Genomic DNA, 22682 nt, shown 5'->3' on the forward strand with positions numbered 1-22682 from the left:
CGCGCGGGCTCTTCCAAGGATCGAGCGAGCAACTTTGTCCCCCTAGCCGGCATCGGGAGTGGGGTGAGCGCGGGGGAACTGGTTTAGGCGGCTTCCTGCTTGTAGGTCTGGATGCCGCGCGGAAGGTTGTTCGGATCGATCGGCTCGAAGCCCGATTTCTGCGTCTCGTGCTCCTTTACGAAGCCCTCGACCATGTCGGCCTCGCCGTGCGCCCAGATCAGGTTGTTCTTGACGGCGTCGAGGTCCTTGTTCTGATCGAGCCATTTCTTGAAGAAATCGGCATCGACGTTGTAGGTCAGCGCGTAGCTGCTGCCATGCGCCACCGGGGCGGGCTCGAGGCGACGGTCGAAGCGGCGGCTGTAGCCTTTCAGCACGACCGGCTCGCCGATCACCTGGGCGCGCTTCACCTTGCGAAAGCTGCCGCCAGCGGTCGGCTCGTTCATGTCCACCATCTCGTGGAGGCGCAGAATGAGGCCATGCGGAAGCTTGCAGGCGACGGTGACTGTATCGGACATTGAATGTACTCCGGGGTTTGAGGGGGTCGAGCCGCGCCAGAGATGATCGTCAGTGCCCCCACCAAAGATCACCTGCGACGCGGCCCGAGGGCTGGAGCGGATGCCAGGTGTCAATCCTGGCTCAGCGCCTGTGGAACAGGCACCTCTCACGGAGCATCCGCAAACTGTAGGGGGACGGCTGGACCGCTCGCTTCCCACCCCGGCTTGGCGACTGGTTTCGGTGGTTCAGCGTCCAGCCCGAAGGCTGTCTACCACTGCCTGCCTGTCGCCTCACGGGCCAAAGCCTCGTCCGTCCGCCGTCCCCTGGTTCCCTTGCGGGAACCGGCTGCAAGGCTGCGTTTCCGCGCCAAGCTGTCCTGGGAGGACATCTGAAATTCCGAGCGACGCAGGTGCGCACCCTCAAAACTGTGCCCGGTCTCTCAACCGGGCTGGGCCAGATGCTTGCCTTTAGCGCCATCATCTCGGCTCGCCACAACAGCGGGGGCTCCGACGATTTGGTTGCGGGGGTTGGATTTGAACCAACGACCTCCAGGTTATGAGCCTGACGAGCTACCGGGCTGCTCTACCCCACGGAATTGATTTGGTGCCAGAATGGTTACATTCCAGCACCAAACGTTGTCAAGGGTGTGAGACAGCCGAGGAAGGCCCGCCACCCTTGTCCGAGGTAATGTGACGGGCCCCCTAGTGCAGCTTGGCATGTGACAGGCAGTGTCTCGCCAAGCGCAATCCGAACTTCGGTTTCGGATAGATGTTCCGCTATTAGACGCCGACCATCTGGGAAATGCCCATCGGCTGGCGGACGATCGCGCCCCAGGTGCCGCTGGTCATCTTCTTCTTCCACGAAGACAGCGCGCGCACGATCGGGTGAGCGCGGAGCTTTTCGTTGAAAGCGCAGTAGCCGGTCTGCTGGCCTTCGATGCCGTCGGCGATCAGCTGCACCTCGTTGCCGGCCGCGATGCCGGTCGGGTTGATCGACGTCAGCGCGCCATACTGCACCGCCGAAACGACCCGAAGGCTCGGGAAGTTCTTCTTGAGCAGGTCCTCGACGTTCACATTGAACGAGTTCGTCGCAGTCATGGCGAGCTGCGATTCCGGTGCCAGAGCCAGCGTCATCTTGGTGTTCTGGTCGACCAGGCCGGCGCTCTGGGTGACGAGCTGCAACCACAGCGACTGGATGTCGGCGTAGATTTCGTTCGCCGTGGCGACGATCTGGCCGTTGTTGATCCACTTCACGCCGCCATACGCCTTCGGGGCCGGAGTGATCGGCGCAGCGAGGTTCGGATCGTTGAGCAGACCGTAGTTCTGCAGGCCCTGCACACCCTTGAAATAGGTGGTGTTCAGGAAGCGGGCGAGCACGGTGACTCCAGCGCCGTCGACCTCGCTGACCCAATTGACGCGACCGAGGCCGGCGCGCTCGACTTCAAGCTCGCCATACTCGGAGATGACCTGGAACAGGTAGGACTGGCGCTGCGGCCAGTTCATGTTCGCGCCGGCGCGGCCGTTGTCGTTGTAGTCGCCATAGCTCGACACTTCGCCGGTCTGCTCGATGACCGGGAACATGGCGGTCTGGTCGATCCACGTGCCCTTGCGGGTCTCGCCGAAGATCTCGGCGGCCTTGGTCGGGGCAAAGAGGATGCGATAGACCTCCGGGTCCACAAGAGTGGTCAGGAACGCTGGGATGCCGCCGTTCGCCGTCGTTGCCAGAGCGGGCTGCGCATCCATCGCGAGGTGGTTGGTGCGGAACGACTCGACGACGTAGCTGCGGGCTTCGGGAAGGTAGATGCCGGCCTGCTCGAACATCGGGCGATGCTGTGCCCATGTTGCGGCGGCCTGATTGAAGTCGTGGAATTGCATGGTGGTTCTCCTCACAGACCGCCGGCTTCACGGCCGGCGAATGGTTCGAGGTTGATGGGGAAGAGTGGGTTTAGCCCTGCGGCCAGGAGCTGATCTTCATCAGCTCGCCCGGCTGGGCGAAGGAACGCACGCGCCACTTGGTCTCGACGTTCGTGGCCGCCGTGAGCGCCGCTGCGCCGACGACGGTGTTAACGTCGACGGCATAGGTGCCAGCGCCGCCCGCCGGACCGGTAAGCTGCTGGGTGATGGTGGTCGTGGCGGTGATGCCCGCGCCAGTGACGGTGTCGCCGACGCCGAAGACACCAGCAACGGTGCCGCCGACGGTGAGAACGCCATAGGTGCCCGCAATCGCGGTGCCTGCGGCGACATTCTGGCCCGGGATGCTGACCGAATAGGTTCCGATGCCACCGGGCGTGCCCGACAGCTGGGAGACGATCTTGGTGCCAGCGGCGACGTTGACGCCGGAGATGGTCGTTCCGGGGTAGATGGTGCCGGCGCCGACGGCCGAAACCGTGAGCACGTTGCCGACAATAGCGCCGGTGAACGCGTTCGTCGCCGCGGCGATCGAGCCGGCCGATGTGGTCGCGCCGTTCGGCGTGCCGGTCGGGGCAGCACTTGCCGTGCCGTCGGCATAGTTGGCGTAGACCTTCATGTCATACTGCGCCGGGGTGGGGCCGGAATTCTTCATCCAGAAATCGCCTTCGTTGAAGACGGTGACGGGGAAACCGGCCGGAACCAGCATCGTGGATTCCTGGAGATAGACCTCCATGAGACCCTGCTGCTCGCGGTGGATGAAGCCCGCGACCGGGCCGCTGCCGAAGGTGTTGACCACAGCCGGGGCGCTGTCCGAGTCGAGCTGGTTGAAGCTCAGCCAGGCAAAGCGGCCGATGACCGCGCCGAGCGCACCGCACACCAGCGCGCCAGCGGCGGCAAGCACCATGGTGCGGGGGTTGGCGGAAGCGAAGTCGCCCTCAACAGCCGGGGCGGGATTGTAGGCGGCCTGCGTCTGAAAGCCAGACATGGGCAATACTCCTCATGAAAAGAGCCGGCTCGCTGGCCGGCTCGAAGGGGTTCTGGGTTTAAGCCGCTCGCCTTAGAGCGACTTGACGATGTGGGTCTTGGAGGCCGGGAACATCTCCTGGAACGAGCTGACGCCGGCGGCATCCATGGCGACGCCGGCAGGCTTCTGCACCTGGCGGGAGCCCGGCAGCGGCTGGGCCTTGAGGATGGCGGGCAGCGCCGAGGCGTGAACCCCGGCGATATCGACCCCAAGCGAGGTGAGCGCGGTGCGGTAGACCGCGTCGGCGCTGTCGTGCGCCATGGCGAGCTTGCCGATGTAGGGACGAACCGCCTCTTCCGCAGTGCGGATATCCTGGGCCGTCTTCAACATCTCGGCGCGGACCTCGGTCTTGGCCTGCGTCACTGCGGCGGCGATCGCCGAGTCCATGGCCTTCTTGTCGACCTTGTCGTCGTCCTCATCCTTTTCCGCATCCTCGGCGGCTTTCTTTTTGGCCTCTTCCTCGGCGGCGTCTTCGGCGGCCTTTTTCTTCTTGGCCTCCTCGTCGTCGTCGTCCTCGTCGTTGGCTTCCTTGACCTCGACCTCGTCGAGCGCGACCAGGACCGCCTCGAGGCCGTCGAGCTTGGCGTCAGCCGCCAGCTTGCCCTTGGCTGCCTTGCTCACCGCTTCGATGATGGCGGGCCGCTTGGCCTTGAAGTTTTCGGCCGTGACGCCGGCGAGAGCCCCGCTGACATCGATCTTCTGATCGCTGGCGAGCTTGGGCATGATGTGGGCAAGGATCGCGCCCTGGGCGACAGACGCCATGCGCGACAGCAGTGCTGTTTTCTTCATCGTGATGATCTCCATTTTGCTGTCGCCGACGACTACATCAGGCCCGGCGCGGCCTTCCTCAACCAAGGCGACGTGATTGGCGGAAATGTCCCGCATCACGCCGTCGTAGGATTCTCCAGCCAGCGTGCCGGGCGTCATGTCGGCCCGGTAGCGATAGCTGCTCGAAAGTTCTTTCTGCCGATCGGATTCGATCAGCGCGATTGCCGCCCCATCCCAGATGCTGAGCGGCGCCATGAGGTACGGCGCATGGAACTCCACGGCGTCACCCAGCGCGCCGACAACGGCTTCGCGCGGATGGTCCCTGGCGCTGACCGGGATGTGCTTGAGCAGCAGCGGCTTTGCCGACGAAAGTCGGGGCAGCTTTCGCCAGCTCGTCGGCATCGCGATAGAGGCGATAGACGCGCTCGGGAACGAGCCCAAGAGCCTCGAAATCAGGAATTTCACGACCGTAGTACGGGCACACATTGGCCTTGGAGATCGGCGTCATCTCGACGCGCAGATGACCGTCCTGGTCGAATATGCGGATGCTGTTGCGATCCATGGCCAGCGCATCGTTGGCGGCGACTTGCTCGGGAGCGATGTCTTCGCCCCTGGTCCACTTCACGAAGTTGGAGCTCAGTTCATCGAAAGCCTCAGGCGACATGTCGGAGGCGATGCCCAGCCGCTCGCCCAGCATGTCGCGCAGGCCCGGATGCAGCGGCTCGGGCAGCGAGCGCAGAGGCGCCCAGGCATAGCCGGAGTGCTCATCGGTCAACACCGGGGCGAATTTCTTCTCCACGGCCTGAGCGAAGGTGTGGTGGACCCAGCCGTTCGGCGTGGCGCGCGCATCGATGTGCTGGCGCGTGCCAGATGGCAGCGTGCCGACTTCCTCGGTGGTCTCGCGCGCGGCCGTCGTTTCTGCGTCCTCGCCTTCATCCGACTTGCCACCGGGCCAGCACCAATGACCGGGCCAGCTGGTGTCGGTCGACGAGCGCCGGAGCACCAGGACATCGCCATCAGGCGCAACCAGCATCAGCGAGGCTGCCTGACCCGCGCTGTCCATGGCGAACTCTTCGCCGACGGGCTTCGGAATGCTGAGCACGCCCCGGCTCGCGGGAGCCTCAGAGGTGGCAGGCATTGCGGTCGTCCTTTCAATTAAACCCTTGCCAAAGTGTATCCCATAGGATACAACTAGGCATGATCGAAGTCATCAAAACCAACGTCTTTGAAGCATGGTTCGAGAGGCTTCGTGACGGCAGAGCCAAGGCGCGCATTCTGGCGCGCATCAGCCGCGTCGAGGACGGCAATCTCGGCGATGCCAAGTTCTTCGACGGCATCGGCGAACTTCGCATCGACTATGGACCGGGCTACCGCATTTACTTTCTCAAACGCGGCGACGTCGTCGTGATACTGCTGTGCGGCGGCGACAAGGGCAGCCAGAGCCGCGACATCAAGCGCGCGCTGGACATCGCAAAGGAGGTTTAGAAATGGCTATCACGACCAGCAAATGGGACACCGCCGACTACCTCAACAGCGAAGAGGAGATCGTCGCCTTTCTTGACGCTGTCATGGAGGAAGGCGACCTCCAGTTTCTGTGCAAGGCACTCGGCCAAGTCGCCCGATCCAAGGGCATGACGGAAATCGCCAAGAAAACCGGCATGTCTCGCGAAAGCCTCTACAAGGCCCTCAGCGAGGGTGGGAACCCGTCCCTTGGCACGGTCGTGTCAGTGCTCGACGCGATGGGGCTTCGCTTGTCAGTCGCCCCGCGCGAGCATGAGCGCGCTGCCTGACGATCAGCCAAAGAGGGCTGTAAGGGATCGGGCTTCCTCAGTTTGATCGTCGCTGGCGGAACCTTTGCAAGGTTAGGACCTTCTCCTCTCGAACAGGGAGGTCCAAATGGCAAATCTCGGAAGACTGGCGGTCGCGATGCTCGGCGTTCTGGCCTACCAAAATCGCGACAAAATTGGCGAATTGATCCGCGGGGCGGGAAATCGTAGTCCGAACGACCCGCAAGGCGGGATTATAGATCAGCTTTCCAAGGGCGTGTCGGGGACGGCGCTTGGCGATATCCTAGATCGATTCAGAGGTGCGGGGGCCGGCTCAAAGGTCGACTCCTGGGTAGGCACTGGGCCGAACCAACCCATCGAGCCAAATGAGGTGGAAGCGGCAATAGACGAAGACACGCTGACTTCACTCTCGATGCAGACAGGCCTTTCGCGCGAGGAACTCATCAGCAGGATCACCCGGGACTTGCCAGAGGCCGTCAACAAGATGACGCCAAATGGCGAACTGCCCCCCGAGCCAGCCGAAGGCTCCGATCCGACAACCCTGCTCGACGACGTTCCCCCAAATAGGCCGCAAGCCAAATCAACTCCAGACGATGTCTAGGATGACGGCCATATCTCAGGAAAACCCGCTGAGGCGTACAGGCTCAGCCTTTGGGACAACTGGGATGAACGTTCGGAGCGCCAAGTCAGCAAGCGTCATTGCCGAATTGGATTTGTTGGCGGCCTTGCTCGATTCCCGTTGGCGCATTCCGGGGACCTCAATTCGTTTCGGCCTCGATGCCCTGGTAGGTCTGGTGCCTGTGCTCGGAGATGCGGCGACGGGTATCGTTTCGGCTTATATCGTAATGCGAGCCCGAAGCTGCGGCGCTGGAAAGATCTTGGTCGCCAGAATGCTAGTGAACGTATTGCTGGATACGGTTGTAGGAAGCGTCCCTATTCTGGGCTCAATCTTCGACGTGTATTTCAAGGCCAACAATCGCAACATCAGGCTGCTTCGCCGCCACCTTGGTAAAGCGGACAATGGCAGCGGCCAGGCGATGCGAACTGCCTGATTGCAGCTCGGTATTCACCCAAGGAACTTTATCGGTTGATCGCACGTTTTGCGGCCGAACCAATTTCGGTTCACGCAAAGGGGAAAAAATGGAAAATCCAGGTGTCGGTTGGATAGCTGCTATCGTGATCGGCGGTATCGCCGGCTGGCTCGCCGAGATGTTCATGAAAAGCAATATGGGCGTGCTGATGAACATTGTTTTGGGGATCGTTGGCGCCATCGTCGCCAACGTCCTTCTCGGGCTGCTGGGCGTATCGTTGGCCGGTTGGCTTGGGTATCTGGTCGCAGGCTTCATAGGTGCCTGTATTTTGATTGCGGTTGCCCGCATGATTAGGCGCTGAACAACGATCGACTTTCTGCACATTCTCACTGTTGATTGAGCGCGTGACCTCGGAGGTCACGCGCGCGATTACTCCTAATAGAAGCCCTTGATGACCGGCTTGCACACACAGCGGCAACCGGGCTCCTCACCTGGCCGGATGAAGCGCTTTAGAGCGGGGTCGTACCAGCCAGTCGAAATCTTGTAGCGGACCTTCTCGCGACCAGCCTGGACGTGTGTGGGCCGAGGTTCTTTCCCGCCGCCGCTGTGGTGCCACTCGGCTTCGTCGATGCCGAGTTCGAGCTGGCGCGCCGTGTTGAAGGCCGCCGTCGCCTTGTTGTTCTGGTCGAGTGCGATGAAGGCCGCGCGCCGCTTCGTGATGCCGGAGTAGCGCTCCAGCTCCGCGACAAGCCCGGCGAGGTCTCGGCCGGTCTGCACCGACCGCATGACAGCGCCTTCGACCTGGTCGAAATACTGCGACGGTATCGACTTGATCAGCGCCACATTGGCGTGGATCGTGGCGTCGACAACGTCGCGCATCGCGGCCGTCATCCTGAATTCGACCGAGATGCCGCCATCGCGCAGGATCTTGCGAAGTGCCGCGCTCGAACGTTTCTCGACCGACAATGCGAAATAGTCGCCGAGGTGATCCGAGGCGATGTCGAAGCGCTTAGTCCATTGCGCGGCAAGCTTGCGGATCGATCGGCGCAGCGCATCCGCTGGCGTCTCGTCCTGCGCCATGCGGGGCGTATTGGCCCGGTAGGAGGCTCGGAGCCAGTAGACCACGCTATCGCTCATGGCGTCGATGAGGCGCGTCAGGCGGCCCCGGTAGGCCGCTTCAATCCCGACGTTTGGCCGGACCGGGCGCAGCACCTTTTCGTTGCGCTTGGCCGTCCGTCGGCTTTGTAGGCTGGACATCACGATCCCTCAGCGTCTCGGCGATCTCGCGATCGTCGGGCGTCTGTGCTTTGATGATTTCCCAGAGGTTGAGCGTGATCACCTGTCGGTTTTATCATGCGAGCTTGAATTTGCTACCGGCAAGGCGCGCGCCCGGCACGTCCTTGGGTAAAAAACGTACGTTGAAACCTTTTGAGGTGCGCTTCGGAAAGGAGTAAAGATCCCCAGGCCTGAGGGAGGCCGCGACAGCAATGGCCCGCTTCTTTTTTGATCTAACCGCCAATAATGAACTTTATCCCGATCCTCAGGGCACCGAGCTTGGAAGCTTGGAAGCCGCCAAATATGAGGCGGCAGGCGCGCTGCTTGAAATCGCCAAAGATCGGATGCCGAATGGCACTTTCCGCGAATTTTCCGTCAATGTCCGTGACGATACGAGAAACTCGCTGTTCGTTGTAAAAGTCACGTTACAATTTCTCACGCAAGAGCTGCTAACCGTTCCCAGCTGAGAACGGTTTTAGTTCACGCCGCGTCCTTGGTTTCGTTGTCGCCGTCGAGATCCTTGACCGGCGAGCCGCCCTTCGGCACAAGGCCGTCCTCTTCCTCTTCGAGCAGCTCGGGCATGTCGTCGACGTCGATCGAAGAGAAGTCCGAGTCCGGATCGGCGGCGACGCGCTTGCGCGATTCCTCCGGAGAGATCACGCCGGTGTCGATCAGGATCTGGTCGCGCTCTGCCTTGGTCTTTTCGACGTCGGCCGCTTCCTTTTCGTCGGTCTCTTCCAGCTTTTCGAACTCGAAGTCGATGCCGTCGTCAGGCGCGCCCCAGAGCGAGATCATCACCAAGCCGAGCAGGAAGTGCAGCGGCTTGCGGAACAGCTTCTCCTGAAACGAGTGCACGTAGTCGTAGAAGACCTGAATTTCGCCCTCGGAAGAGGCGTTGAGGCCGGCCGGTTGCGTGCCGAGCAGCTTCACCAGCGGAATATGGCTGACTGACGCCATGTGCTCCTGCGACTGCGCCTGGAGCACATCGAGACCGGAGAGCGACGCGGAGACATTCTGGAAGTCCTCGGTGTCCTTGTCGATCATCATCAAGCCGCGATTGGACCTGACCAAATTGAACAACTCGGCGCGCTTGAAGAGCTGATCACCGCCGGCCTGCAGGGTCTCGCCGAGATTGGTGGCGAGCACGAACACCGTGAAGGCGCTGATGATGTCGTTCACCGACTGGCGCGTCTCCAGCCAGTTGTCGACATACGGCTTCACCATCTGCGACAGCGACAGGCCGCCGAACGAATAGGTCGGCTTCAACAGGTCGGGCACTTCGCGGCCGATGAGCGTGATCAGCCGAGTGGTGTGGACCATCTTGGCCTGCACATACCAGGTGTCGGGCCGGCACCAGTTGGCCTTGAGAGGATCGTTCGAGTTGTAGGACGTGGGATAACACCAGACCGCCTCGACGGTGCGCAGCGCCCCGATCGGCTTCTTCGCGAACTTGGCGACGGAGAGATTGTCCCAGCCGTCCCCGATCGGCTTTTGCAGCTCGTCCGAATTATCCGTGTCGCCGGTGTCGATGTAGATGTGACCGCGGCCGAAGAAGCCGTCTTGCTCGGCAGCTTTGCAGAACACGTCACGCACGTTGAGGCGCTTGAACTCGGCCTCCAGCTCCGTGATCTTGTCGGCTTTGTCCTCGCCGTCACTCGAGGTGAAGCGGATCCATTTCCGCGTCATCTCGCTGGCGATGGTTTCGGAGATCACCCGGTATTCCGGGCGCTGCGCCAGCTCCGACAGATAGGCGTAGCCGAGGAACGTCAGACCCTCGGTGAAGAAGCCGTTGAGCGCGAACCCATTGGCCCACGACTGGACGCCGCCGATGGCGCTGTCCATGGCGAGGCCGGTGTTTCCGGACGGCAGCACGCCGGCAGGATGCTGCGGCATGGTGAAGACGGGCACCGGCTGCGCAGCCGTGGCCTTCTGGGCGCGCAAGGCCGACAGCATGGCGTCCGAGATGCGTGTTGGGCCACGCGTGCCAGGCGGCGTCGCGTTCGGCTGCGGCGCTGGTGCGGCATCCGCCGCCGGCTTCCGCAACATGCGGCGCGCTGCGCGAAAAAACCTTCTGATCATCGCGGCGCCGGCTGGGAGGCGCGGCGAAGCACGTCGTCGCTGATCACCATGGCCCCCTTGATGTTGAGCAGCCTCGTAAAGGCTCCGGAAGATGCGTCGACCTGGTCCATGAGTTTACCGGCCGGGAAGATGCAGAGTTCGTCGAGATAGAGTTCGTTCCATTCGCCTTCGACGATGAAGACGTTGCCGTATTCGCACTGTGCCGAGAACGGCTCGGCGCGCGTGATCTTGTCGCCGGTTTCACCCTCGGCATGGACCCGGTAGCCGGCCAGATCAGAGACATAGTCCTGGACCTGCGACTTGCCGGCTTGCCCGGGATCCTGCGGCAGGCTGATGTTGACCGTCTTGCCGTCGATCGCCGCCTGCGCCTTGATGGTCTTGCGAACCGATTTGCCCTCCTCGCGAAGGGTGACGACATGGCCGACGTAGTAGTGGCCGTCGAGATCGCGGCCGAGCTTGACGCCGGCGGTGCGTGCGCCAGTGCCGCCTCGCGTGCCGGCCAAGTCCCAATGGCGGACCCACACCGTGCCCCTTGGCGCTTGCCTGACGAACTTGCCATCGAACCAGGAGCGCTTGAACATGCCGCCTTCGCGGGGCGCGGGGCGCTGCTGGAACTGCCCCGCCGAGGCGTAGCTGCCCATGATCTTCTTGTCGCGCTCCACGACGTGAGGCGGAAAGCGCTCGGGAAACAGCAATTCGCCGTCGACCTTGCGAGGATCCTCGAACCCGATCGAGGTGTAGCATTTGCGCTCGGGCTCGAACTCCATCGGCAGCATGAGGTGCTCATAGCCGTAGTCGTTCGCCAGGATGACACCCGAAGGGTCGTCCTCGTGCAGCCGCTGCATGATGACGATGATCGCCGACGAATCGGGATTGTTGAGACGGGTCGGCAGCGCCTCATGGAAGGTGTCGTTCGCGGTCTGGCGCTCGACCGGCGACTTCGCCTGCGCAACCGAAAGCGGATCGTCGAGGAGCACGCGATCACCGCGAGAGCCGGTCATCGAGTTGAACGCCATCGCCTCGCGGAAGCCGGTCTTGTCGTTCTCGAATTTGGTCTTGGTGTTCTGGTCCCCGATCATGGAGAACTGATCGCCCCAGCGATCTCGATACCATTTGGACGTGACCAAACGTCGTGTTTTGACGTTGTCGCGGATCGCCAGCGAGTCCTTGTAGGACGTCCCCATGAACCGCAAATGCGGCATGGCGCGCGGTCCCCACTCCCACGCCGGGAAGAAGACGCCGCACGCCATCGATTTCATGGTGCCAGGCGGCACGTTGACCAGGAGGCGCAGGATTTCGCCGCTGCTTACGGCCTCCAGGTGATCGCCGATGGCATCGATGTGCCATCCATGCTTGTACGGCTGGCCCGGCTCCAGGACATGCCATCCGCGCTTGATCATCTCGACCACGGAGCGACCACAAGCCCGCCGGTCTAGCTCAATGCGAATGTCGTCCGGGGTCGGCGGGATGACGCCTGATATGCGCGCCATGTGTCACTTTCCGCCGGCTGTGCTCTCCCGCTTTTCTGCGGCGCGCAGCAGGATTTCCAATTCCTCGTCCGACATGTTGGCGAGATCGAGCTTTTGCGCCGTCTCGACCGGGCCGCCGTTCTTGCCGGTGGTCTCGACGCGGCGCACAAAGCCCCGATCCTTGCCTTTCAGCTCCAGGTACCAGCGCACGGTCTGCATATCGCCGGAACGAAGCGCGATCACCACCTGGCCCTCGGCTACGTCGAGCAGCTCTTCCGAAATCTGGGAATCGGCCTCCTGGATTTCAGGGTGCTCGTTCAGGAAGGCGTAGAGCGTGGTGCGCCCGACGTTCAGCCGCTCGGCCGCGACGGTCTTGATGCCACCGCACTGGCGCAGCATCGCAATGACGCGCGGCACGTCGCGGGCTGTCAGCTTCGGCGAGGCGCCGCCCTTGTGAGCTTCATCCGGCTTCGGCTGTGGTGCCGGCTCAGGCTTGGGAGCAGGCTGGGCAGCAGGCTTCGGCTCGACAGGGGGCTTTGCCTTGCTGGCCGGTTTCTTCTTGCCCCGCGCCGGCTTTTTTTTCGGCCCCGCTTCCGGCTTCGATTTGGCCGGTACAGCCTTGGGCTTTGCGGTCGGCTCCTTCACGCTCGACTTGGTCTTGATCACCGGACCACTCGCGCGTGTGAGTGTTCGGATTGTTCGGGATGGCCCTTTTTTTCGCTCCCCAAATCCCACCCCATGTAGACCGGGCCGAGAGGGGACGAGATGACTGCGAAACCATCCTGCAAAGCCTTGCCGGGCTTGGCGTTGGTCAACCAGCGCAAATGCGCAAACTGACCGAGAATGCTTGCTGTTGCGACCATGCTAACCACCGACACTGCGTTACACACACACGAATGCATGCCGATCACACGAACAGGACGCGTGCGAGACACACGAGGAAGCCGAACGCGAACAGTGCGCCGACGATGATTGCGGGCGTGGCGGAAGCGGGCGCGGCCGGCGTTGCGCTGGGCTCGGAGAACGCGCCGCGCAGATTGGGAAGCTCATGCCGCATCAGGTTTGTCCTCCGCTTCGGCTTCGAGTTGATCGAGCCGCTCGCCGGCCAGGCGCGCCATGGCTGCGAGAGCAATGCCCGAGTTGACGATGTTGAGCCCCTGCTTGGTGCGCACGATGGTGTCGAAGAAGTCGTCGAACCTCGACTGCGGGGCGGCATGAATGCGGAAGCGCTTCGCCCTTTTGGCGATGGCGTCCATCTCGACCTCGAACTGCACGCGGTCCTCGGGGAGGAAGGCGAACAGCAGCTCGTCGTATTTGATGTTGGCGCCGCCGAGTGCAGCAGCGCCTGGTCCCTTGTCGCCCGAGAGCACGCTGTCATCGAGACCGGAGAACTTCTTCGCATCGATGTCGAGTGAGGCGTAGAGCTGGGCCAGCAGCGACTGGTCGTCTTCGCCGTTGATCGAGTTGTGGCTGAGCTGGATCGCGACCTTGCGCTTTTCGCTCAGATGCGAGGTGATCACGAGCGCGTCGACCAGCGGCAAGCCGGCCTCAATCGCGGCGGCGGTGCGGTGATGTCCAGACAGGATCTCGAGAGAGCCGTCCTTGTCCTGGCACACCAGGACCGTTGTGGTCAGTCGGCCGTCGATTTTGACGTTCTCGACAAGGCGCTTGAACATGGCAGGCGCCATGTAGTGCGCGTTCTTCTCGCGGCGCCGGAGCGCTTTCGGATCAACCTGCCGCGCCTCGACGTCGAGAGACTTCCAGTCAACGGTTGAAGTGCTTGCCATACCACCACTCGAACGCTTGTTGCGGCGTCTCATCGATGCGGGCGCCGACGTAATGCAGTCTGAATTTGCCTTCCGGCCCGTCGATCTCTTCGCGCTTGGTCTGCTCGAAGATGCCGCGATATTTCATCGAGACCGGATGCTCCGAGAACGCTGACGTTTGCACCTTGTTGAAGCGGTCGACGAAGCGCTTGCCCATATCGCGCAGGATCTCGCCGTTGCAGGCGAGCCTGGTGACAAGCTTCGACAGCCTGCCCTCACGCGAGATCGAGAAATCCGACAGCAGGTAGATCGACTGGCGCGCGAATTTGTCGAGGTTGTAGATCAGGCCGCCGACCAGCATGTCGTCGACGCGCACCAGGTAGTTGACCATGCCGGGCGTGTGGGTGATGCCCTTTTTCAGGTAGACGTCCTTGAGGAACGTCATCTGGGCGGCATCGGCCCGAGCGATCGTCACCACCGAATCCGGCTTGATCTTCTCGACGTCGATCGGCTTGTAGCGGAAGGGAGCCGAGCGCGGCACGAGCTGCAGGAAGGACGACTTGCCAGTCGACACGTAGCAGTAGTGCGGGTGGCCCCGGCCGGAGACGAACTCCAGCTCCGGTTTCAGATCGTCGTAAATCTGGTCCGAGAGGATGCAGTAGGGGACGCCAGCCTGCCGCACGCGCTCGATGAGACCGCGCAGCGCCTTGGGGTCGAACAGCTCATATCGGGGAGCGTCCCATTTGATGTTCTCGGCCAGAAACTCGAACATCTTTTCGTAGCCGCCCTTGTAGAACGGCGGGTAGGAGAAGATCGCGGCCTTTCGCTCGATCGCCTCGTCCAGATGCTCGATCCAGTCGCGCGGCGAATAGCTCTTGATCGGTATCATCCCCGGCAGCTTGCGGACCTTTTCCAAGGTGCGCTCGACATAGCCGGCGAAGTTCGCAACCAGGTGGTTGCGGTGGCTGGTCTTGTAGACGTTGGCCTTGCCACCAGCGAAGCGGCCGAGATTGAAGGCGACGGCCAGCGCTGCGAGGCGCTGATCAGGTTCCCTGAAATCGAACTCGTTCACGAAGTCGAGCGCGCCGTGGAATTCGTAGTCGATCGGCTTGCCCAGCACATAGCCGGCAATCGCCGAGGAGTAGAGGCTGACGTCGTTGGAGTGCATCTCGACGCCGGGGAAAGTGGCCAGCGTGATCTGCTCGAACCGGAACGTCCCGGAACAGCAGTTGTAGACGCGGCCCCACTTGTCGACCTCAGACACGCGAAGGATCTGCGCGATGCATTCCTTCGGCACAACACCCTGAAACATACGTCCGAAACCCCGATTTTTTTCTTGCAATAGGGGTGTAACCGCATAAGTTCACCTTGTAACCAAATCGGTTACATCACTTCTGCGAAGGACACCCGCCATGAGCTTGGTCGCAATCACCGAAGAGCTTCACAAGAAATCCGGGTTCACCGGACCTCGCCTCCAGGCCGTCACGTTCGCGACGGCTCTTGCCATGGCCGACTATGCCGGCTCCGAGCATCAGGATTACTTCCGTCGCCGCTTCCGCCAGACCTTGGAAACGCTGGAGAGTGAAGGCGTCAGCGACGTCGTCGGCTTCATCGCCGGCCAGCTCGGCATCAAGCCGGGACCGATGGAAAACGCCATCTGATTTGGGGGAGCAGCCCGACGCACACAGAAGAATCAGGCTGCATGTTTTTTGCCTCGCCCCCCCGGCTTCTGTCAATAGACTTTCTGCAACCATTTTGACACCACCCCTACCACGGAGACCAAAGACCATGGCCAGCTACCTATCGCCAACGGGCAGCCCGATCACCGGAACCCTGGAGCGCCTCACCGGGCGTGCGCACCTCCTCGATATCGATCCGGAGACCGGCGAGCCCGAACACTCGGGCGGCACCGAAATCTTCTGGAACGACCAGGAGACGGCCAAGCGCGACGGCAAAATCGTGTTCCTCGACGAGGACGGCGCCGAGTGGACTTTCGACCAGCTCGTTCGCGAAGACGCGGATGAGGAAGACGAGGAGGCCGCGTGATGGCTCGCTACCTCATCACATGGGAGATCGACTACGAAGGCGAAGGCGATGCCGAAGCCGCTGCCCGCTGGGCGTGGGATATCCTGCGCAAGCCGCACTCCACCGCCAACGTCTTCACGATGATCGACGAAGCCGGGAACGAAACCAAGCTCGACCTGGCCGAGATCGACGAAGAGCGGCTTGAGACGTCCATCACCAGCGTCGGCGACGTGCTGCGCAGACTGACCGGGGAGCCCGTCGATGCCCATCGGTAGTCATCATTCCGCTGCGGCCGGCACCGACGTCTGGCTGACACCTCCCGCGATCCTGGCCGCGCTCGGCGGTGCCGAAAGCTTCGACCTCGATCCCTGCGCGCCGCTCGATCGGCCGTGGGACATGGCGCGCCAGCACTACACCATGGCCGACAACGGTCTGGCCCGGTCCTACACGGCCGCCTGTGGCTCAACCCGCCATCCCGCTAGCCCACATTATGAGAGTATTGCTAGCTATTCGCTTTGCAGATGGTAACGTTGATCTATCGAGCAGCAATCTAGCCGGAGGAAAAGCGGCATGAAGCGTTCCTGGGCATGGTTGGGAGCCAACGTCAATCAGCTAACGTCTATCGCAGCCGCCGTCGGGGTGGTTGTGGCGGCAGTCGGATTTGGGATCACTTGGTATCAACTGGCCGCGACAACTGCGGCGCTAAAAGCTGCGAATACCTACACCATTCAAAATGATGGTCGGGAATTGCTCGATACTTTAGAGCAGCGCGGCTTTGTTCGCGATCTGGTCACGGGCAAACTGACACCCGAAAATGAAAAGAGCGCCAAATTCGATCTCTGGAAGATGTTTAATTTCTATCTCTCCGTTTATCGTCAGTCGAAAGCTGATGGCATAACCGACGAATTCCGAACATCCTTTATCGCGGACTACTGCGGGTTTGTCGCTCTCCCAGCTGTCGACACCGCATGGAAAAAGATGGTGGCTGACAAGTCCTTGAATGAGGAGCAAGCCAAAATGAGGGGACAATGGTGTGCATAAAAACAAGCTGATTTTCATGCTGACCGCGGGGCTGCTGTGCTGCTCCTCAGCCCACGCCGCCGAATTTGGAAACATCTTTGGCAGCCCTGAGACTGAACAGGCGTCCCGGGCGGCGAGCGCAACCGCCCTTGAGGCGATTTCAGAACTGATGAAAGGCCTCCAGGCCCGCGAACTGCGGAGCAGCGACGGCAGTGAGTCATTCCAGGCTGCGGCTCAGGCGTTCGGGAATGCAGCGGACAAGATGGACAAAATACTCCTCGACATCCCTGACAACCCATTATCCGACGCCCAGATCGCAAGCCTGAAGTCACGGTTCATACCCGGCACAGAAGCCTATGCATTTGTACAAGGGTCGAAGTCGGTACGAGACCTCTATCAGGGGTTCGCCCGCAAGACGCGGCAACTCGGGTCCATGGTGGCCGGCTTGGCCGGACGCTCAAATGCCTTCGCTGCTATTTCTCCGGTGTTGATTGAGTACTTTGCGCTCGCCGATGGGATCGTCGCTGCTCGGGCCAGCTGATGTCTTGGACCGCAAAAGCCGTTGAATCGCGTCCGCTTCGGGGCCGGATGACTTGCGGCACGGCATAGCGATCGGAGGTGGCGAGGCGGAATTCTAGCGGTCATCCTTCCGGGCTTCGCGAAGACAAAGGCCGGTCGCCCCCCGGAAGCATCGCATGCCGGCTTCCGCAGCCCGTCTCGTGGGGCGGGACGGGCTGTTCGAGCTGTATCATTGGGTGGCGCGAGGCTTAGGTGGCGTCTTCGGTCACCATTTCCAAGAATCTGATTTTGTTAGTGTCAAAGGTAGCCGTTTCGCCGTCGAAGGGCTCGTGGCCGGTTCGGAAGATTTCTCGGATGCCGGACGTATAGCGAGCGTGGCCACCCGTTGGGAGGCCGTAGTAAACACAATAGGCCACCATCGGTCGAATACGGCTTTCGTCGTCTTCGGCTATCCCGTGCAGGATGTCATCCCTGGTTACGGTGAGAGTCCACTTTTTAGAGCGGGGAACGGCGGGGAACAATGTTTCTCCAAACATATTCACGACCATACTCTTGGCCATGCCTTCCATTTTGTTTCTCCACTCGATTGCCTTCTGAGTGCAAACAAAAAATTCGACGTAAGGTTCGGCTCTGATGGCCGGCGACCGCCCATGATTAGTAATCGTCATCGCCAATTTGATGCTGCAGTTATCGGCGGTGAAAACCAAAGGGCCGACGATGTCGAGATCGACCCCCACCCATGGCCGATCATTCAAGATCATGGTGCGTTCGGCGACTTCGGCGGATCTACCAGCGGCTTTGGCAGCGTCTTCCGCAACCTTGATAGAGGCCTTCATGTCGATGGATTGCTGCGCAGCGTTTTTCTCAATCACTTTCATCTGCTTTTCGCCCGCCAGCCAGAGCTTGTTGGTGGAGCGCCAAAGCAGGCCGGTGAATACGCAAAGGACAAAGGTGAAGAAGGCCACAGACCAGTCCGGCGCGTGTTCAATAAGGCTTTCGCTCCAATCTTTTTTGCCGCCGCCTTGCTCGCCAACGTCGGACCTCTCGTCGGCGACAACCTGCCTAAGCTCCGGCGCGACAACTGGGGCGCTTTCTTTTGGACCTTGGTTTTCAGTAGCAGTTAGTTGCGGGGGTCGGCTGTGCTGATCTGGTTGGGCCTCCTGTGACCAAGAAACGCCTCCACAAAGCGACAGACATGCCAGCACCACAAAAGGCGACCAGTGGAAGCAAGGCCTGCGGATGGTCATGACGCAAAAGCGGATGAGAGCCGCGCCCAATGTACCTGGCGCAACAACCCCGATTAATCGCGCCAACCGTTTCAGAGCACCCCCCAAAGCCATCCTCTAAAAATGTAGATATTCTGAAAGATACGCCTTCGCGACCAATTGCAGCAAGTGAGGCAAGGAACAATTGCGCAGGCATAGTTGCGCGGCCGACCGCTTCCACCGCTACGCATCTAGGCGCCCAATAGCTTTTTCTTTGTAACCCACCTGTAACCATTTTGGTTACAAGCTAAGTTATTGTGGTTACAATGTAATTTCTACCACGGAGTCTTAGATGTCCTTTTACTGCAACGAATGCCTTGAGCCCTGTCGCTGGCACGATTCCGAGCTTTGCCCCAACTGCCGCGAGCGCCGCGCCGAACGCCTCGCGGCCGAAGAAGCGGACTTCGCTTTCGATCTCAACGAAACTCGCAAGGGAAAAGCGATGCACGACAGGGCCGAGAAAAGACACCCCTTTTGATACGTCGGCGGGAGTCGTCCCGCCGACCGTCCCTAGCCCCTGCCACAGAGACCTAGACCAATGACCAAGCCAACCGAATACGAGTTCACGCTGCCCGATGGCAGCAAGCGCTACGAGATCGTGATCGATCGCAAAGACGTCTTCGCCTTCCAGAAGATGCACCGCGCCGTCAGCGCCAAGCCGGTCGAGGCGAAGCAATGAACGCGCTGATCCCCCGCAACACCGTCGAGCAGATCGTGGCCTATCGCGATGCAGCGGTGGCCGCCTATCACGGCGCATTCGCCTCGATCGAGCAGGCCGACCGGGAATTGAAGAAGGCCGCGGCGCTCTGGAAAGCGGCGGCTGGCGATCATGCCTCCTCTCGCTACGGCGACCGCGACAACCACGAGGTCAGGGCCTTTTTCGAGGCAGTTGATCTGCCAGACGCCGAGCAGTGGAAGCGGACCGCCATCCGTCTGATCGACATTTCGTGCTGGAATTATCTGGTCAAGATGACGGACCTGGAAGTCCTGATGGACAAGCAGGCCAAGGACGAGCTGCGCGACACATTGAAGTGGGTGCCGGAGCGCTACAATCATCGGCACGGCGACGGCAAGGAACTGGTCAATCTCGACGAGATCATGGGGATTCCGCCGGTCACGGTCGACAACATTTATGCCACCATCGACAAGTGGGCCGGCGAATCCGAGATGATCTTCCGGCGCGGCATAGCGACGGCCTTTTCCAAGCTCGACCGCCGTTTCCGCTCCCACGACGGTTTCAAGGTCGGGAGCCGCATGATCCTGACCTATGCCTTCGACCGCGACCATGGGCACGTGTCCTATGGTGGCACGTGGGAGACCGTGCGCGACATCGAACGCACCTTCTCGGTCCTGGACGGCAAGAAGCCGTCGTACAACAGCATCGAGAACGTTGTCCGCGCCGAGCGCAAAGGCTTTAACCCCCAGCAGTCGGAGCATCACGGCGAATATTTCAGGATCCTCGCCTACAAGAACGGCAACGCCCATCTCTGGTTTACCCGCGACGACCTTGTCGTGAGGGTCAACAAGATGCTCGCCGAATACTACGGCGAGGTGATCGGCGACGGGCAGACCCAAGAGCCCGATGACCTGTTCCGCAACCGAAAGACCACGCCGGCGAAGAACTTCGGCTTCTTCCCGACACCGGACGGCGCGGCCGAGGAGCTGATCAAGGGCATCCCGCTATTGCAGCCGATCGAGAAGCCGCGGCTGACCGTCCTCGAGCCCAGCGCCGGCACCGGCAATCTGGCGCGGCGCTGCGTCTCCAGCATTAAGGACTTTTCCGACCACTACGGCTATGGCCAAGCCGACCGGATGGACCGGTGGCGCAAGGAATACCGCTTCGACAACCAGGTCGATTGCGTAGAGATGCAGGGGCCGTTGGCCGCCGCGCTCCAGGCCCAGGGCATCTATCGCAAGGTGTACGCCGCCGACTTCCTGTCGCTGCGCCCATCAGTCACGGGGCTCTACGATCGGATTGTGATGAACCCGCCCTTCGACATAGAGCGCGATATCGATCACGTCGTGCACGCCCTGGATTTCCTCGAAGACGACGGTTGCCTTGCCGCCATTATGTCAGCCGGAACCGAGTTCCGCGAGACCCGCAAGGCCATCGCCTTCCGCGCGCTGATCGAGAAGCTGAACGGCAGCTTTCACGATCTGCCTCACGGCTCTTTCGCCGAAGTCGGGACCTACGTGAACACAGTCACCGTGAAGGTCTGGAAGAACGGCCGCCGAAATCACTTTTAGGTTGACCTAATTGTAACCATTTTGGTTACACTATAGATCATATTTGGCACCACGGAGACTTGCCCCATGATTCCCCTACGAACCCCACCCGAAAGCGAGGAGGACCGGCGGCGCCGGCTTCCTTCCGTCACGCAAGCCCTCGATATGTGGTCCTCGTGGCACTCCGATTGGTCGCCTCTCGGGGCCACCGGCATTTACAGCCTAGACATGCAGCTCGGCGACGCGTTTCGCCATCTGCTCTACCGGCCCGTGCTGCGCGACAGGCTGGCATGGATTGAACGCCAACTGCGCCGGCCGCGTCGCCGCGATCGGGACGATCGCTACCAGGCCGAGCTGATGAAATGGTGGCTCGACCTTTTCGAAGCCGAGAAGGCGCCCGTCATCGAGCAGCGTTCGAGCGCCAGGAGGTTGCAATGCGCTTTATCCTGATCGACGCAGGCATTCGCAAGGTCTTCGACATGATGACCCCGCACCGCATAGACCAGAATTTCATCGCTCGAACCCTGCGCCGCGATACCGTGGAGCGCGTCCAATTGGCCGATGATCTCGATCTGTGGGTGTCATCCGAGCCGGTCAGACAACGGTTCCGGTTCTTCCACGACGGGCCGGAATATGTCGGGAGCGGCATGCTCACCGGTCGCACATGGCTCGGGGACTTCAAGAGCCTTCCGCGCTGGTTGACCTATGAGGCAATCGACGGGTGGGTGGCTTGGCCGCGCTGCTACGAGGTCCCCCAGGCACGCCGGAAAATACAACGGCCGACCGGGTTGCCCCTGATCGGCCTGCCTCTCGACCCCTACCACAGAGTCTTGCCCGAAAGCGCGAGAGATAACCTCTACCTAATGCAGATGTACGGGTAGAGCAACGCACCAAATCGGCAACAAACTGGTCTATTTTTGGTTGCTGCAGAGGTTCCACAAGTTTACAATTGGTCCTGTCCAAACCCCTACCATGGAAGGCGATTAGATGCGCATTTTTACCTCAAGCTGGTTCCACCCACTGCCCAGCACCATCCAGAAGATCGGCGTTTCGAGGGGAACGCCGCGAGGCTACCCCGCCGGCTATCGCAAGATGCCGGAGCTGGCTCCAGGCCCCTGGTTTAAGACCGCCAGCGAACGCGATTATAAGCAGCTCTACTTCGACGCCCTCGCCCGGCTTGATCCCGGCCGGATCGTCGCCAAGATGGAGGATCTCTCGGCCGGCAAGGATTGCGCGCTGCTCTGCTACGAGGCCCCGACGGACAACCAATATTGCCATCGCGCCTACATCTCCGTGTGGCTGAAAGACCGGCTCGGACTCGAGGTCTTCGAATATGGCTTGGAGGCCCAGGGTTGCGCCTGGCAGCATCCCAAGCTGCCGGCGCAATACCGCCAGCGCGAGAAGCCCCAGCCTCTCCAGGTGGCCGCCTACCTCGGCGCCATGGCACCCGACGCCCAAGGCCGCACATGGACCGTGATCGGCGTCAATCCAGAGCATGTCGACCAGGCGCTGGTGCAGTCGGGAGACGACAAGCGCTCGATCTCCGTCGAAGTCCTGCAGAGCCGGTTCCAGCCGGTCAGCTAAAATCTTAGAAGTGGTTGAATTTATTGGCTTTTTTCAGTTGGTGCCACTTGTAACCGTTTTGGTTACACGCTAAGTTATTGAAGTAACTTAGAAATCTGGACCAATGTCGCAAAGCCGCTTCCTTTCACCACTGCAGTCTTTGTCAGAACAACCCGACGAATGCGGGCTGGCAACTGGTGACTTCTCGCTCATTCATCCGGCGGCCGAAAGCCGCTCGGGAGCGCGGGCCGGGCTTAGCACAGCCGCATGCGCGACGTCGGTTCATCCCCTACCACGGAGACCGGAAATGATGACCTCGACCACCACCAGGATCGACTACATCGGCGAGCTTTCAGAAGCCCTCGCCGACAACCCGAACAACATCGCGATCAAGATGCATCTTCGCTCGGTAAGCGCCATGGACGACAGGGCTTCGCGGCGCATCGGGCATCCATGATCG

32 protein-coding genes and 1 tRNA gene are annotated in these 22682 nt (G+C 61.2%); 18 read left to right on the plus strand and 15 right to left on the minus strand.

Going from position 1 to position 22682, the window contains the following annotated elements; genetic code table 11:
* Positions 1-83 precede the first annotated feature (83 nt).
* The 6 genes from EOB49_RS11670 to EOB49_RS36925 all read right to left on the minus strand — a co-directional run bounded on the left by EOB49_RS11670 (position 84) and on the right by EOB49_RS36925 (position 5335).
* Positions 84-515 (minus strand): hypothetical protein, encoded by a 432-nt coding sequence (locus EOB49_RS11670; protein WP_127381064.1) that lies wholly within the window; start codon positions 513-515, stop codon positions 84-86.
* Positions 516-1010: 495 nt separating this feature from the next.
* A tRNA-Met gene (locus EOB49_RS11675) sits at positions 1011-1087 on the minus strand.
* Positions 1088-1274: 187 nt separating this feature from the next.
* On the minus strand, positions 1275-2369 hold the full coding sequence (locus tag EOB49_RS11680; RefSeq protein WP_206526105.1) for a hypothetical protein: 1095 nt from the start codon (positions 2367-2369) through the stop codon (positions 1275-1277).
* A 70-nt stretch (positions 2370-2439) separates the two neighbouring features.
* On the minus strand, positions 2440-3390 hold the full coding sequence (locus tag EOB49_RS11685) for a hypothetical protein (protein WP_127381065.1): 951 nt from the start codon (positions 3388-3390) through the stop codon (positions 2440-2442).
* A 72-nt stretch (positions 3391-3462) separates the two neighbouring features.
* Positions 3463-4599 carry a DUF2213 domain-containing protein gene (locus tag EOB49_RS11690; RefSeq protein WP_206526106.1) on the minus strand — a complete coding sequence of 379 codons (1137 nt, stop codon included), beginning with the start codon at positions 4597-4599 and terminating at the stop codon, positions 3463-3465.
* Positions 4481-5335, minus strand: coding sequence for an NUDIX domain-containing protein (locus EOB49_RS36925; RefSeq protein ID WP_206526107.1), 855 nt, complete (start codon positions 5333-5335; stop codon positions 4481-4483). The genes EOB49_RS11690 and EOB49_RS36925 overlap by 119 nt, the downstream gene beginning before the upstream one ends.
* Before the next feature lie 59 nt (positions 5336-5394).
* On the opposite strand from EOB49_RS36925, the gene EOB49_RS11700 reads away from it, so the two are divergent.
* The 5 genes from EOB49_RS11700 (at position 5395) to EOB49_RS11720 (ending at position 7376) form a co-directional block, all read left to right on the plus strand.
* The gene (locus EOB49_RS11700; RefSeq protein ID WP_127328716.1) at positions 5395-5682 is read left to right on the plus strand and encodes a type II toxin-antitoxin system RelE/ParE family toxin; all 288 of its coding nucleotides are present in this window, start codon (positions 5395-5397) and stop codon (positions 5680-5682) included.
* 2 nt (positions 5683-5684) lie between these two features.
* On the plus strand, positions 5685-5987 hold the full coding sequence (locus tag EOB49_RS11705; RefSeq protein ID WP_127381066.1) for an addiction module antidote protein: 303 nt from the start codon (positions 5685-5687) through the stop codon (positions 5985-5987).
* Positions 5988-6093: 106 nt separating this feature from the next.
* Positions 6094-6585, plus strand: a complete 492-nt coding sequence (locus EOB49_RS11710; RefSeq protein WP_127381067.1) for a YidB family protein — start codon at positions 6094-6096, stop codon at positions 6583-6585.
* 64 nt (positions 6586-6649) lie between these two features.
* A complete protein-coding gene (locus EOB49_RS11715; RefSeq protein WP_245472654.1) occupies positions 6650-7036 on the plus strand; it encodes a DUF4112 domain-containing protein in 387 nt (128 codons plus the stop codon).
* A gap of 88 nt (positions 7037-7124) precedes the next feature.
* On the plus strand, positions 7125-7376 hold the full coding sequence (locus EOB49_RS11720; RefSeq protein WP_127328713.1) for a GlsB/YeaQ/YmgE family stress response membrane protein: 252 nt from the start codon (positions 7125-7127) through the stop codon (positions 7374-7376).
* 74 nt (positions 7377-7450) lie between these two features.
* Here EOB49_RS11720 and EOB49_RS11725 read toward each other — a convergent pair whose 3' ends face one another.
* Positions 7451-8272, minus strand: a complete 822-nt coding sequence (locus tag EOB49_RS11725) for a phage minor head protein (RefSeq protein WP_206516815.1) — start codon at positions 8270-8272, stop codon at positions 7451-7453.
* Between the two features lie 230 nt (positions 8273-8502).
* Here EOB49_RS11725 and EOB49_RS11730 point away from each other — a divergent pair, with 230 nt between their 5' ends.
* On the plus strand, positions 8503-8757 hold the full coding sequence (locus EOB49_RS11730; protein WP_127328712.1) for a hypothetical protein: 255 nt from the start codon (positions 8503-8505) through the stop codon (positions 8755-8757).
* A 13-nt stretch (positions 8758-8770) separates the two neighbouring features.
* Here EOB49_RS11730 and EOB49_RS11735 read toward each other — a convergent pair whose 3' ends face one another.
* From EOB49_RS11735 to EOB49_RS11760, 7 genes are read right to left on the minus strand one after another with little or no spacing between them, the layout of a single operon-like run.
* Positions 8771-10336 carry a DUF1073 domain-containing protein gene (locus EOB49_RS11735; protein WP_164781656.1) on the minus strand — a complete coding sequence of 522 codons (1566 nt, stop codon included), beginning with the start codon at positions 10334-10336 and terminating at the stop codon, positions 8771-8773.
* Positions 10337-10365: 29 nt separating this feature from the next.
* Positions 10366-11859: a phage terminase large subunit gene (terL, locus tag EOB49_RS11740; RefSeq protein ID WP_245472656.1), complete on the minus strand. Its 1494-nt coding sequence runs from the start codon at positions 11857-11859 to the stop codon at positions 10366-10368.
* A 3-nt stretch (positions 11860-11862) separates the two neighbouring features.
* Positions 11863-12504 (minus strand): helix-turn-helix domain-containing protein, encoded by a 642-nt coding sequence (locus tag EOB49_RS11745; RefSeq protein WP_127381070.1) that lies wholly within the window; start codon positions 12502-12504, stop codon positions 11863-11865.
* Positions 12501-12701, minus strand: a complete 201-nt coding sequence (locus EOB49_RS11750; RefSeq protein WP_127381071.1) for a hypothetical protein — start codon at positions 12699-12701, stop codon at positions 12501-12503. The genes EOB49_RS11745 and EOB49_RS11750 overlap by 4 nt, the downstream gene beginning before the upstream one ends.
* Positions 12702-12745: 44 nt before the next feature.
* On the minus strand, positions 12746-12895 hold the full coding sequence (locus tag EOB49_RS36450) for a hypothetical protein (RefSeq protein ID WP_164762642.1): 150 nt from the start codon (positions 12893-12895) through the stop codon (positions 12746-12748).
* Entirely contained in the window at positions 12885-13625 is a 741-nt protein-coding gene (locus tag EOB49_RS11755; RefSeq protein ID WP_050596290.1) for a ParB/RepB/Spo0J family partition protein, read from the minus strand. Before EOB49_RS11755 ends, EOB49_RS36450 begins: the two co-directional genes overlap by 11 nt.
* Positions 13603-14868: a hypothetical protein gene (locus EOB49_RS11760; protein ID WP_127328708.1), complete on the minus strand. Its 1266-nt coding sequence runs from the start codon at positions 14866-14868 to the stop codon at positions 13603-13605. Before EOB49_RS11760 ends, EOB49_RS11755 begins: the two co-directional genes overlap by 23 nt.
* A 148-nt stretch (positions 14869-15016) precedes the next feature.
* On the opposite strand from EOB49_RS11760, the gene EOB49_RS11765 reads away from it, so the two are divergent.
* The 6 genes from EOB49_RS11765 (at position 15017) to EOB49_RS11790 (ending at position 17190) form a co-directional block, all read left to right on the plus strand.
* Entirely contained in the window at positions 15017-15265 is a 249-nt protein-coding gene (locus tag EOB49_RS11765; RefSeq protein WP_127381072.1) for a hypothetical protein, read from the plus strand.
* A 127-nt stretch (positions 15266-15392) separates the two neighbouring features.
* Complete coding sequence (locus tag EOB49_RS11770) at positions 15393-15650, plus strand: hypothetical protein (RefSeq protein ID WP_127328706.1); 258 nt, start codon at positions 15393-15395, stop codon at positions 15648-15650.
* Entirely contained in the window at positions 15650-15904 is a 255-nt protein-coding gene (locus EOB49_RS11775; protein WP_127328705.1) for a hypothetical protein, read from the plus strand. Before EOB49_RS11770 ends, EOB49_RS11775 begins: the two co-directional genes overlap by 1 nt.
* On the plus strand, positions 15891-16157 hold the full coding sequence (locus EOB49_RS11780; protein WP_206526108.1) for a hypothetical protein: 267 nt from the start codon (positions 15891-15893) through the stop codon (positions 16155-16157). The genes EOB49_RS11775 and EOB49_RS11780 overlap by 14 nt, the downstream gene beginning before the upstream one ends.
* 42 nt (positions 16158-16199) lie before the next feature.
* Positions 16200-16670, plus strand: a complete 471-nt coding sequence (locus EOB49_RS11785) for a hypothetical protein (protein WP_127328704.1) — start codon at positions 16200-16202, stop codon at positions 16668-16670.
* Positions 16663-17190, plus strand: a complete 528-nt coding sequence (locus EOB49_RS11790; protein ID WP_127328703.1) for a hypothetical protein — start codon at positions 16663-16665, stop codon at positions 17188-17190. The genes EOB49_RS11785 and EOB49_RS11790 overlap by 8 nt, the downstream gene beginning before the upstream one ends.
* Positions 17191-17416: 226 nt before the next feature.
* On the opposite strand, the gene EOB49_RS11795 is transcribed toward EOB49_RS11790, so the two are convergent.
* Positions 17417-18415 carry a hypothetical protein gene (locus EOB49_RS11795; RefSeq protein ID WP_127328702.1) on the minus strand — a complete coding sequence of 333 codons (999 nt, stop codon included), beginning with the start codon at positions 18413-18415 and terminating at the stop codon, positions 17417-17419.
* 556 nt (positions 18416-18971) lie between these two features.
* Between EOB49_RS11795 and EOB49_RS36455 the strand changes: the two genes are divergently transcribed.
* The 6 genes from EOB49_RS36455 to EOB49_RS36460 all read left to right on the plus strand — a co-directional run bounded on the left by EOB49_RS36455 (position 18972) and on the right by EOB49_RS36460 (position 22679).
* Positions 18972-19112, plus strand: a complete 141-nt coding sequence (locus EOB49_RS36455) for a hypothetical protein (RefSeq protein ID WP_164762640.1) — start codon at positions 18972-18974, stop codon at positions 19110-19112.
* The gene (locus tag EOB49_RS11800; RefSeq protein ID WP_127381073.1) at positions 19109-20680 is read left to right on the plus strand and encodes a DUF4942 domain-containing protein; all 1572 of its coding nucleotides are present in this window, start codon (positions 19109-19111) and stop codon (positions 20678-20680) included. The genes EOB49_RS36455 and EOB49_RS11800 overlap by 4 nt, the downstream gene beginning before the upstream one ends.
* A 207-nt stretch (positions 20681-20887) precedes the next feature.
* Positions 20888-21109 carry a hypothetical protein gene (locus EOB49_RS11805; protein WP_127381074.1) on the plus strand — a complete coding sequence of 74 codons (222 nt, stop codon included), beginning with the start codon at positions 20888-20890 and terminating at the stop codon, positions 21107-21109.
* A complete protein-coding gene (locus tag EOB49_RS11810) occupies positions 21094-21540 on the plus strand; it encodes a hypothetical protein (RefSeq protein ID WP_127381075.1) in 447 nt (148 codons plus the stop codon). Before EOB49_RS11805 ends, EOB49_RS11810 begins: the two co-directional genes overlap by 16 nt.
* A 106-nt stretch (positions 21541-21646) precedes the next feature.
* Positions 21647-22243, plus strand: a complete 597-nt coding sequence (locus tag EOB49_RS11815; protein WP_127381076.1) for a hypothetical protein — start codon at positions 21647-21649, stop codon at positions 22241-22243.
* A 286-nt stretch (positions 22244-22529) separates the two neighbouring features.
* Positions 22530-22679, plus strand: a complete 150-nt coding sequence (locus EOB49_RS36460) for a hypothetical protein (RefSeq protein ID WP_164781657.1) — start codon at positions 22530-22532, stop codon at positions 22677-22679.
* Positions 22680-22682 lie beyond the last annotated feature (3 nt).

Origin of the sequence: Mesorhizobium sp. M7A.F.Ca.MR.148.00.0.0 (genome assembly GCF_003997735.1) — a bacterium.
In the GTDB taxonomy this organism is placed as follows: Bacteria; Pseudomonadota; Alphaproteobacteria; order Rhizobiales; family Rhizobiaceae; genus Mesorhizobium.

What these genes read in the sequence shown, in the direction of transcription:
- EOB49_RS11765 (WP_127381072.1), top strand. Translation starts at nt 15,017, where the DNA reads ATGAGCTTGGTCGCAATCACCGAAGAGCTTCACAAGAAATCCGGGTTC.
- EOB49_RS11795 (WP_127328702.1), bottom strand. Translation starts at nt 18,415, where the DNA reads ATGACCATCCGCAGGCCTTGCTTCCACTGGTCGCCTTTTGTGGTGCTG.
- EOB49_RS11700 (WP_127328716.1), top strand. Translation starts at nt 5,395, where the DNA reads ATGATCGAAGTCATCAAAACCAACGTCTTTGAAGCATGGTTCGAGAGG.
- EOB49_RS11785 (WP_127328704.1), top strand. Translation starts at nt 16,200, where the DNA reads ATGAAGCGTTCCTGGGCATGGTTGGGAGCCAACGTCAATCAGCTAACG.
- EOB49_RS11750 (WP_127381071.1), bottom strand. Translation starts at nt 12,701, where the DNA reads ATGGTCGCAACAGCAAGCATTCTCGGTCAGTTTGCGCATTTGCGCTGG.
- EOB49_RS11670 (WP_127381064.1), bottom strand. Translation starts at nt 515, where the DNA reads ATGTCCGATACAGTCACCGTCGCCTGCAAGCTTCCGCATGGCCTCATT.
- EOB49_RS11810 (WP_127381075.1), top strand. Translation starts at nt 21,094, where the DNA reads ATGCGCTTTATCCTGATCGACGCAGGCATTCGCAAGGTCTTCGACATG.
- EOB49_RS11680 (WP_206526105.1), bottom strand. Translation starts at nt 2,369, where the DNA reads ATGCAATTCCACGACTTCAATCAGGCCGCCGCAACATGGGCACAGCAT.
- EOB49_RS11710 (WP_127381067.1), top strand. Translation starts at nt 6,094, where the DNA reads ATGGCAAATCTCGGAAGACTGGCGGTCGCGATGCTCGGCGTTCTGGCC.
- EOB49_RS11780 (WP_206526108.1), top strand. Translation starts at nt 15,891, where the DNA reads ATGCCCATCGGTAGTCATCATTCCGCTGCGGCCGGCACCGACGTCTGG.
- EOB49_RS11705 (WP_127381066.1), top strand. Translation starts at nt 5,685, where the DNA reads ATGGCTATCACGACCAGCAAATGGGACACCGCCGACTACCTCAACAGC.
- EOB49_RS11685 (WP_127381065.1), bottom strand. Translation starts at nt 3,390, where the DNA reads ATGTCTGGCTTTCAGACGCAGGCCGCCTACAATCCCGCCCCGGCTGTT.
- EOB49_RS11755 (WP_050596290.1), bottom strand. Translation starts at nt 13,625, where the DNA reads ATGGCAAGCACTTCAACCGTTGACTGGAAGTCTCTCGACGTCGAGGCG.
- EOB49_RS36455 (WP_164762640.1), top strand. Translation starts at nt 18,972, where the DNA reads ATGACCAAGCCAACCGAATACGAGTTCACGCTGCCCGATGGCAGCAAG.
- EOB49_RS36450 (WP_164762642.1), bottom strand. Translation starts at nt 12,895, where the DNA reads ATGCGGCATGAGCTTCCCAATCTGCGCGGCGCGTTCTCCGAGCCCAGC.
- EOB49_RS11715 (WP_245472654.1), top strand. Translation starts at nt 6,650, where the DNA reads ATGAACGTTCGGAGCGCCAAGTCAGCAAGCGTCATTGCCGAATTGGAT.
- EOB49_RS11720 (WP_127328713.1), top strand. Translation starts at nt 7,125, where the DNA reads ATGGAAAATCCAGGTGTCGGTTGGATAGCTGCTATCGTGATCGGCGGT.
- EOB49_RS11800 (WP_127381073.1), top strand. Translation starts at nt 19,109, where the DNA reads ATGAACGCGCTGATCCCCCGCAACACCGTCGAGCAGATCGTGGCCTAT.
- EOB49_RS11775 (WP_127328705.1), top strand. Translation starts at nt 15,650, where the DNA reads ATGGCTCGCTACCTCATCACATGGGAGATCGACTACGAAGGCGAAGGC.
- EOB49_RS36925 (WP_206526107.1), bottom strand. Translation starts at nt 5,335, where the DNA reads ATGCCTGCCACCTCTGAGGCTCCCGCGAGCCGGGGCGTGCTCAGCATT.
- EOB49_RS11730 (WP_127328712.1), top strand. Translation starts at nt 8,503, where the DNA reads ATGGCCCGCTTCTTTTTTGATCTAACCGCCAATAATGAACTTTATCCC.
- EOB49_RS11815 (WP_127381076.1), top strand. Translation starts at nt 21,647, where the DNA reads ATGCGCATTTTTACCTCAAGCTGGTTCCACCCACTGCCCAGCACCATC.
- EOB49_RS11805 (WP_127381074.1), top strand. Translation starts at nt 20,888, where the DNA reads ATGCAGCTCGGCGACGCGTTTCGCCATCTGCTCTACCGGCCCGTGCTG.
- EOB49_RS36460 (WP_164781657.1), top strand. Translation starts at nt 22,530, where the DNA reads ATGATGACCTCGACCACCACCAGGATCGACTACATCGGCGAGCTTTCA.
- EOB49_RS11770 (WP_127328706.1), top strand. Translation starts at nt 15,393, where the DNA reads ATGGCCAGCTACCTATCGCCAACGGGCAGCCCGATCACCGGAACCCTG.
- terL (WP_245472656.1), bottom strand. Translation starts at nt 11,859, where the DNA reads ATGGCGCGCATATCAGGCGTCATCCCGCCGACCCCGGACGACATTCGC.
- EOB49_RS11690 (WP_206526106.1), bottom strand. Translation starts at nt 4,599, where the DNA reads ATGCCGACGAGCTGGCGAAAGCTGCCCCGACTTTCGTCGGCAAAGCCG.
- EOB49_RS11725 (WP_206516815.1), bottom strand. Translation starts at nt 8,272, where the DNA reads ATGTCCAGCCTACAAAGCCGACGGACGGCCAAGCGCAACGAAAAGGTG.
- EOB49_RS11735 (WP_164781656.1), bottom strand. Translation starts at nt 10,336, where the DNA reads ATGTTGCGGAAGCCGGCGGCGGATGCCGCACCAGCGCCGCAGCCGAAC.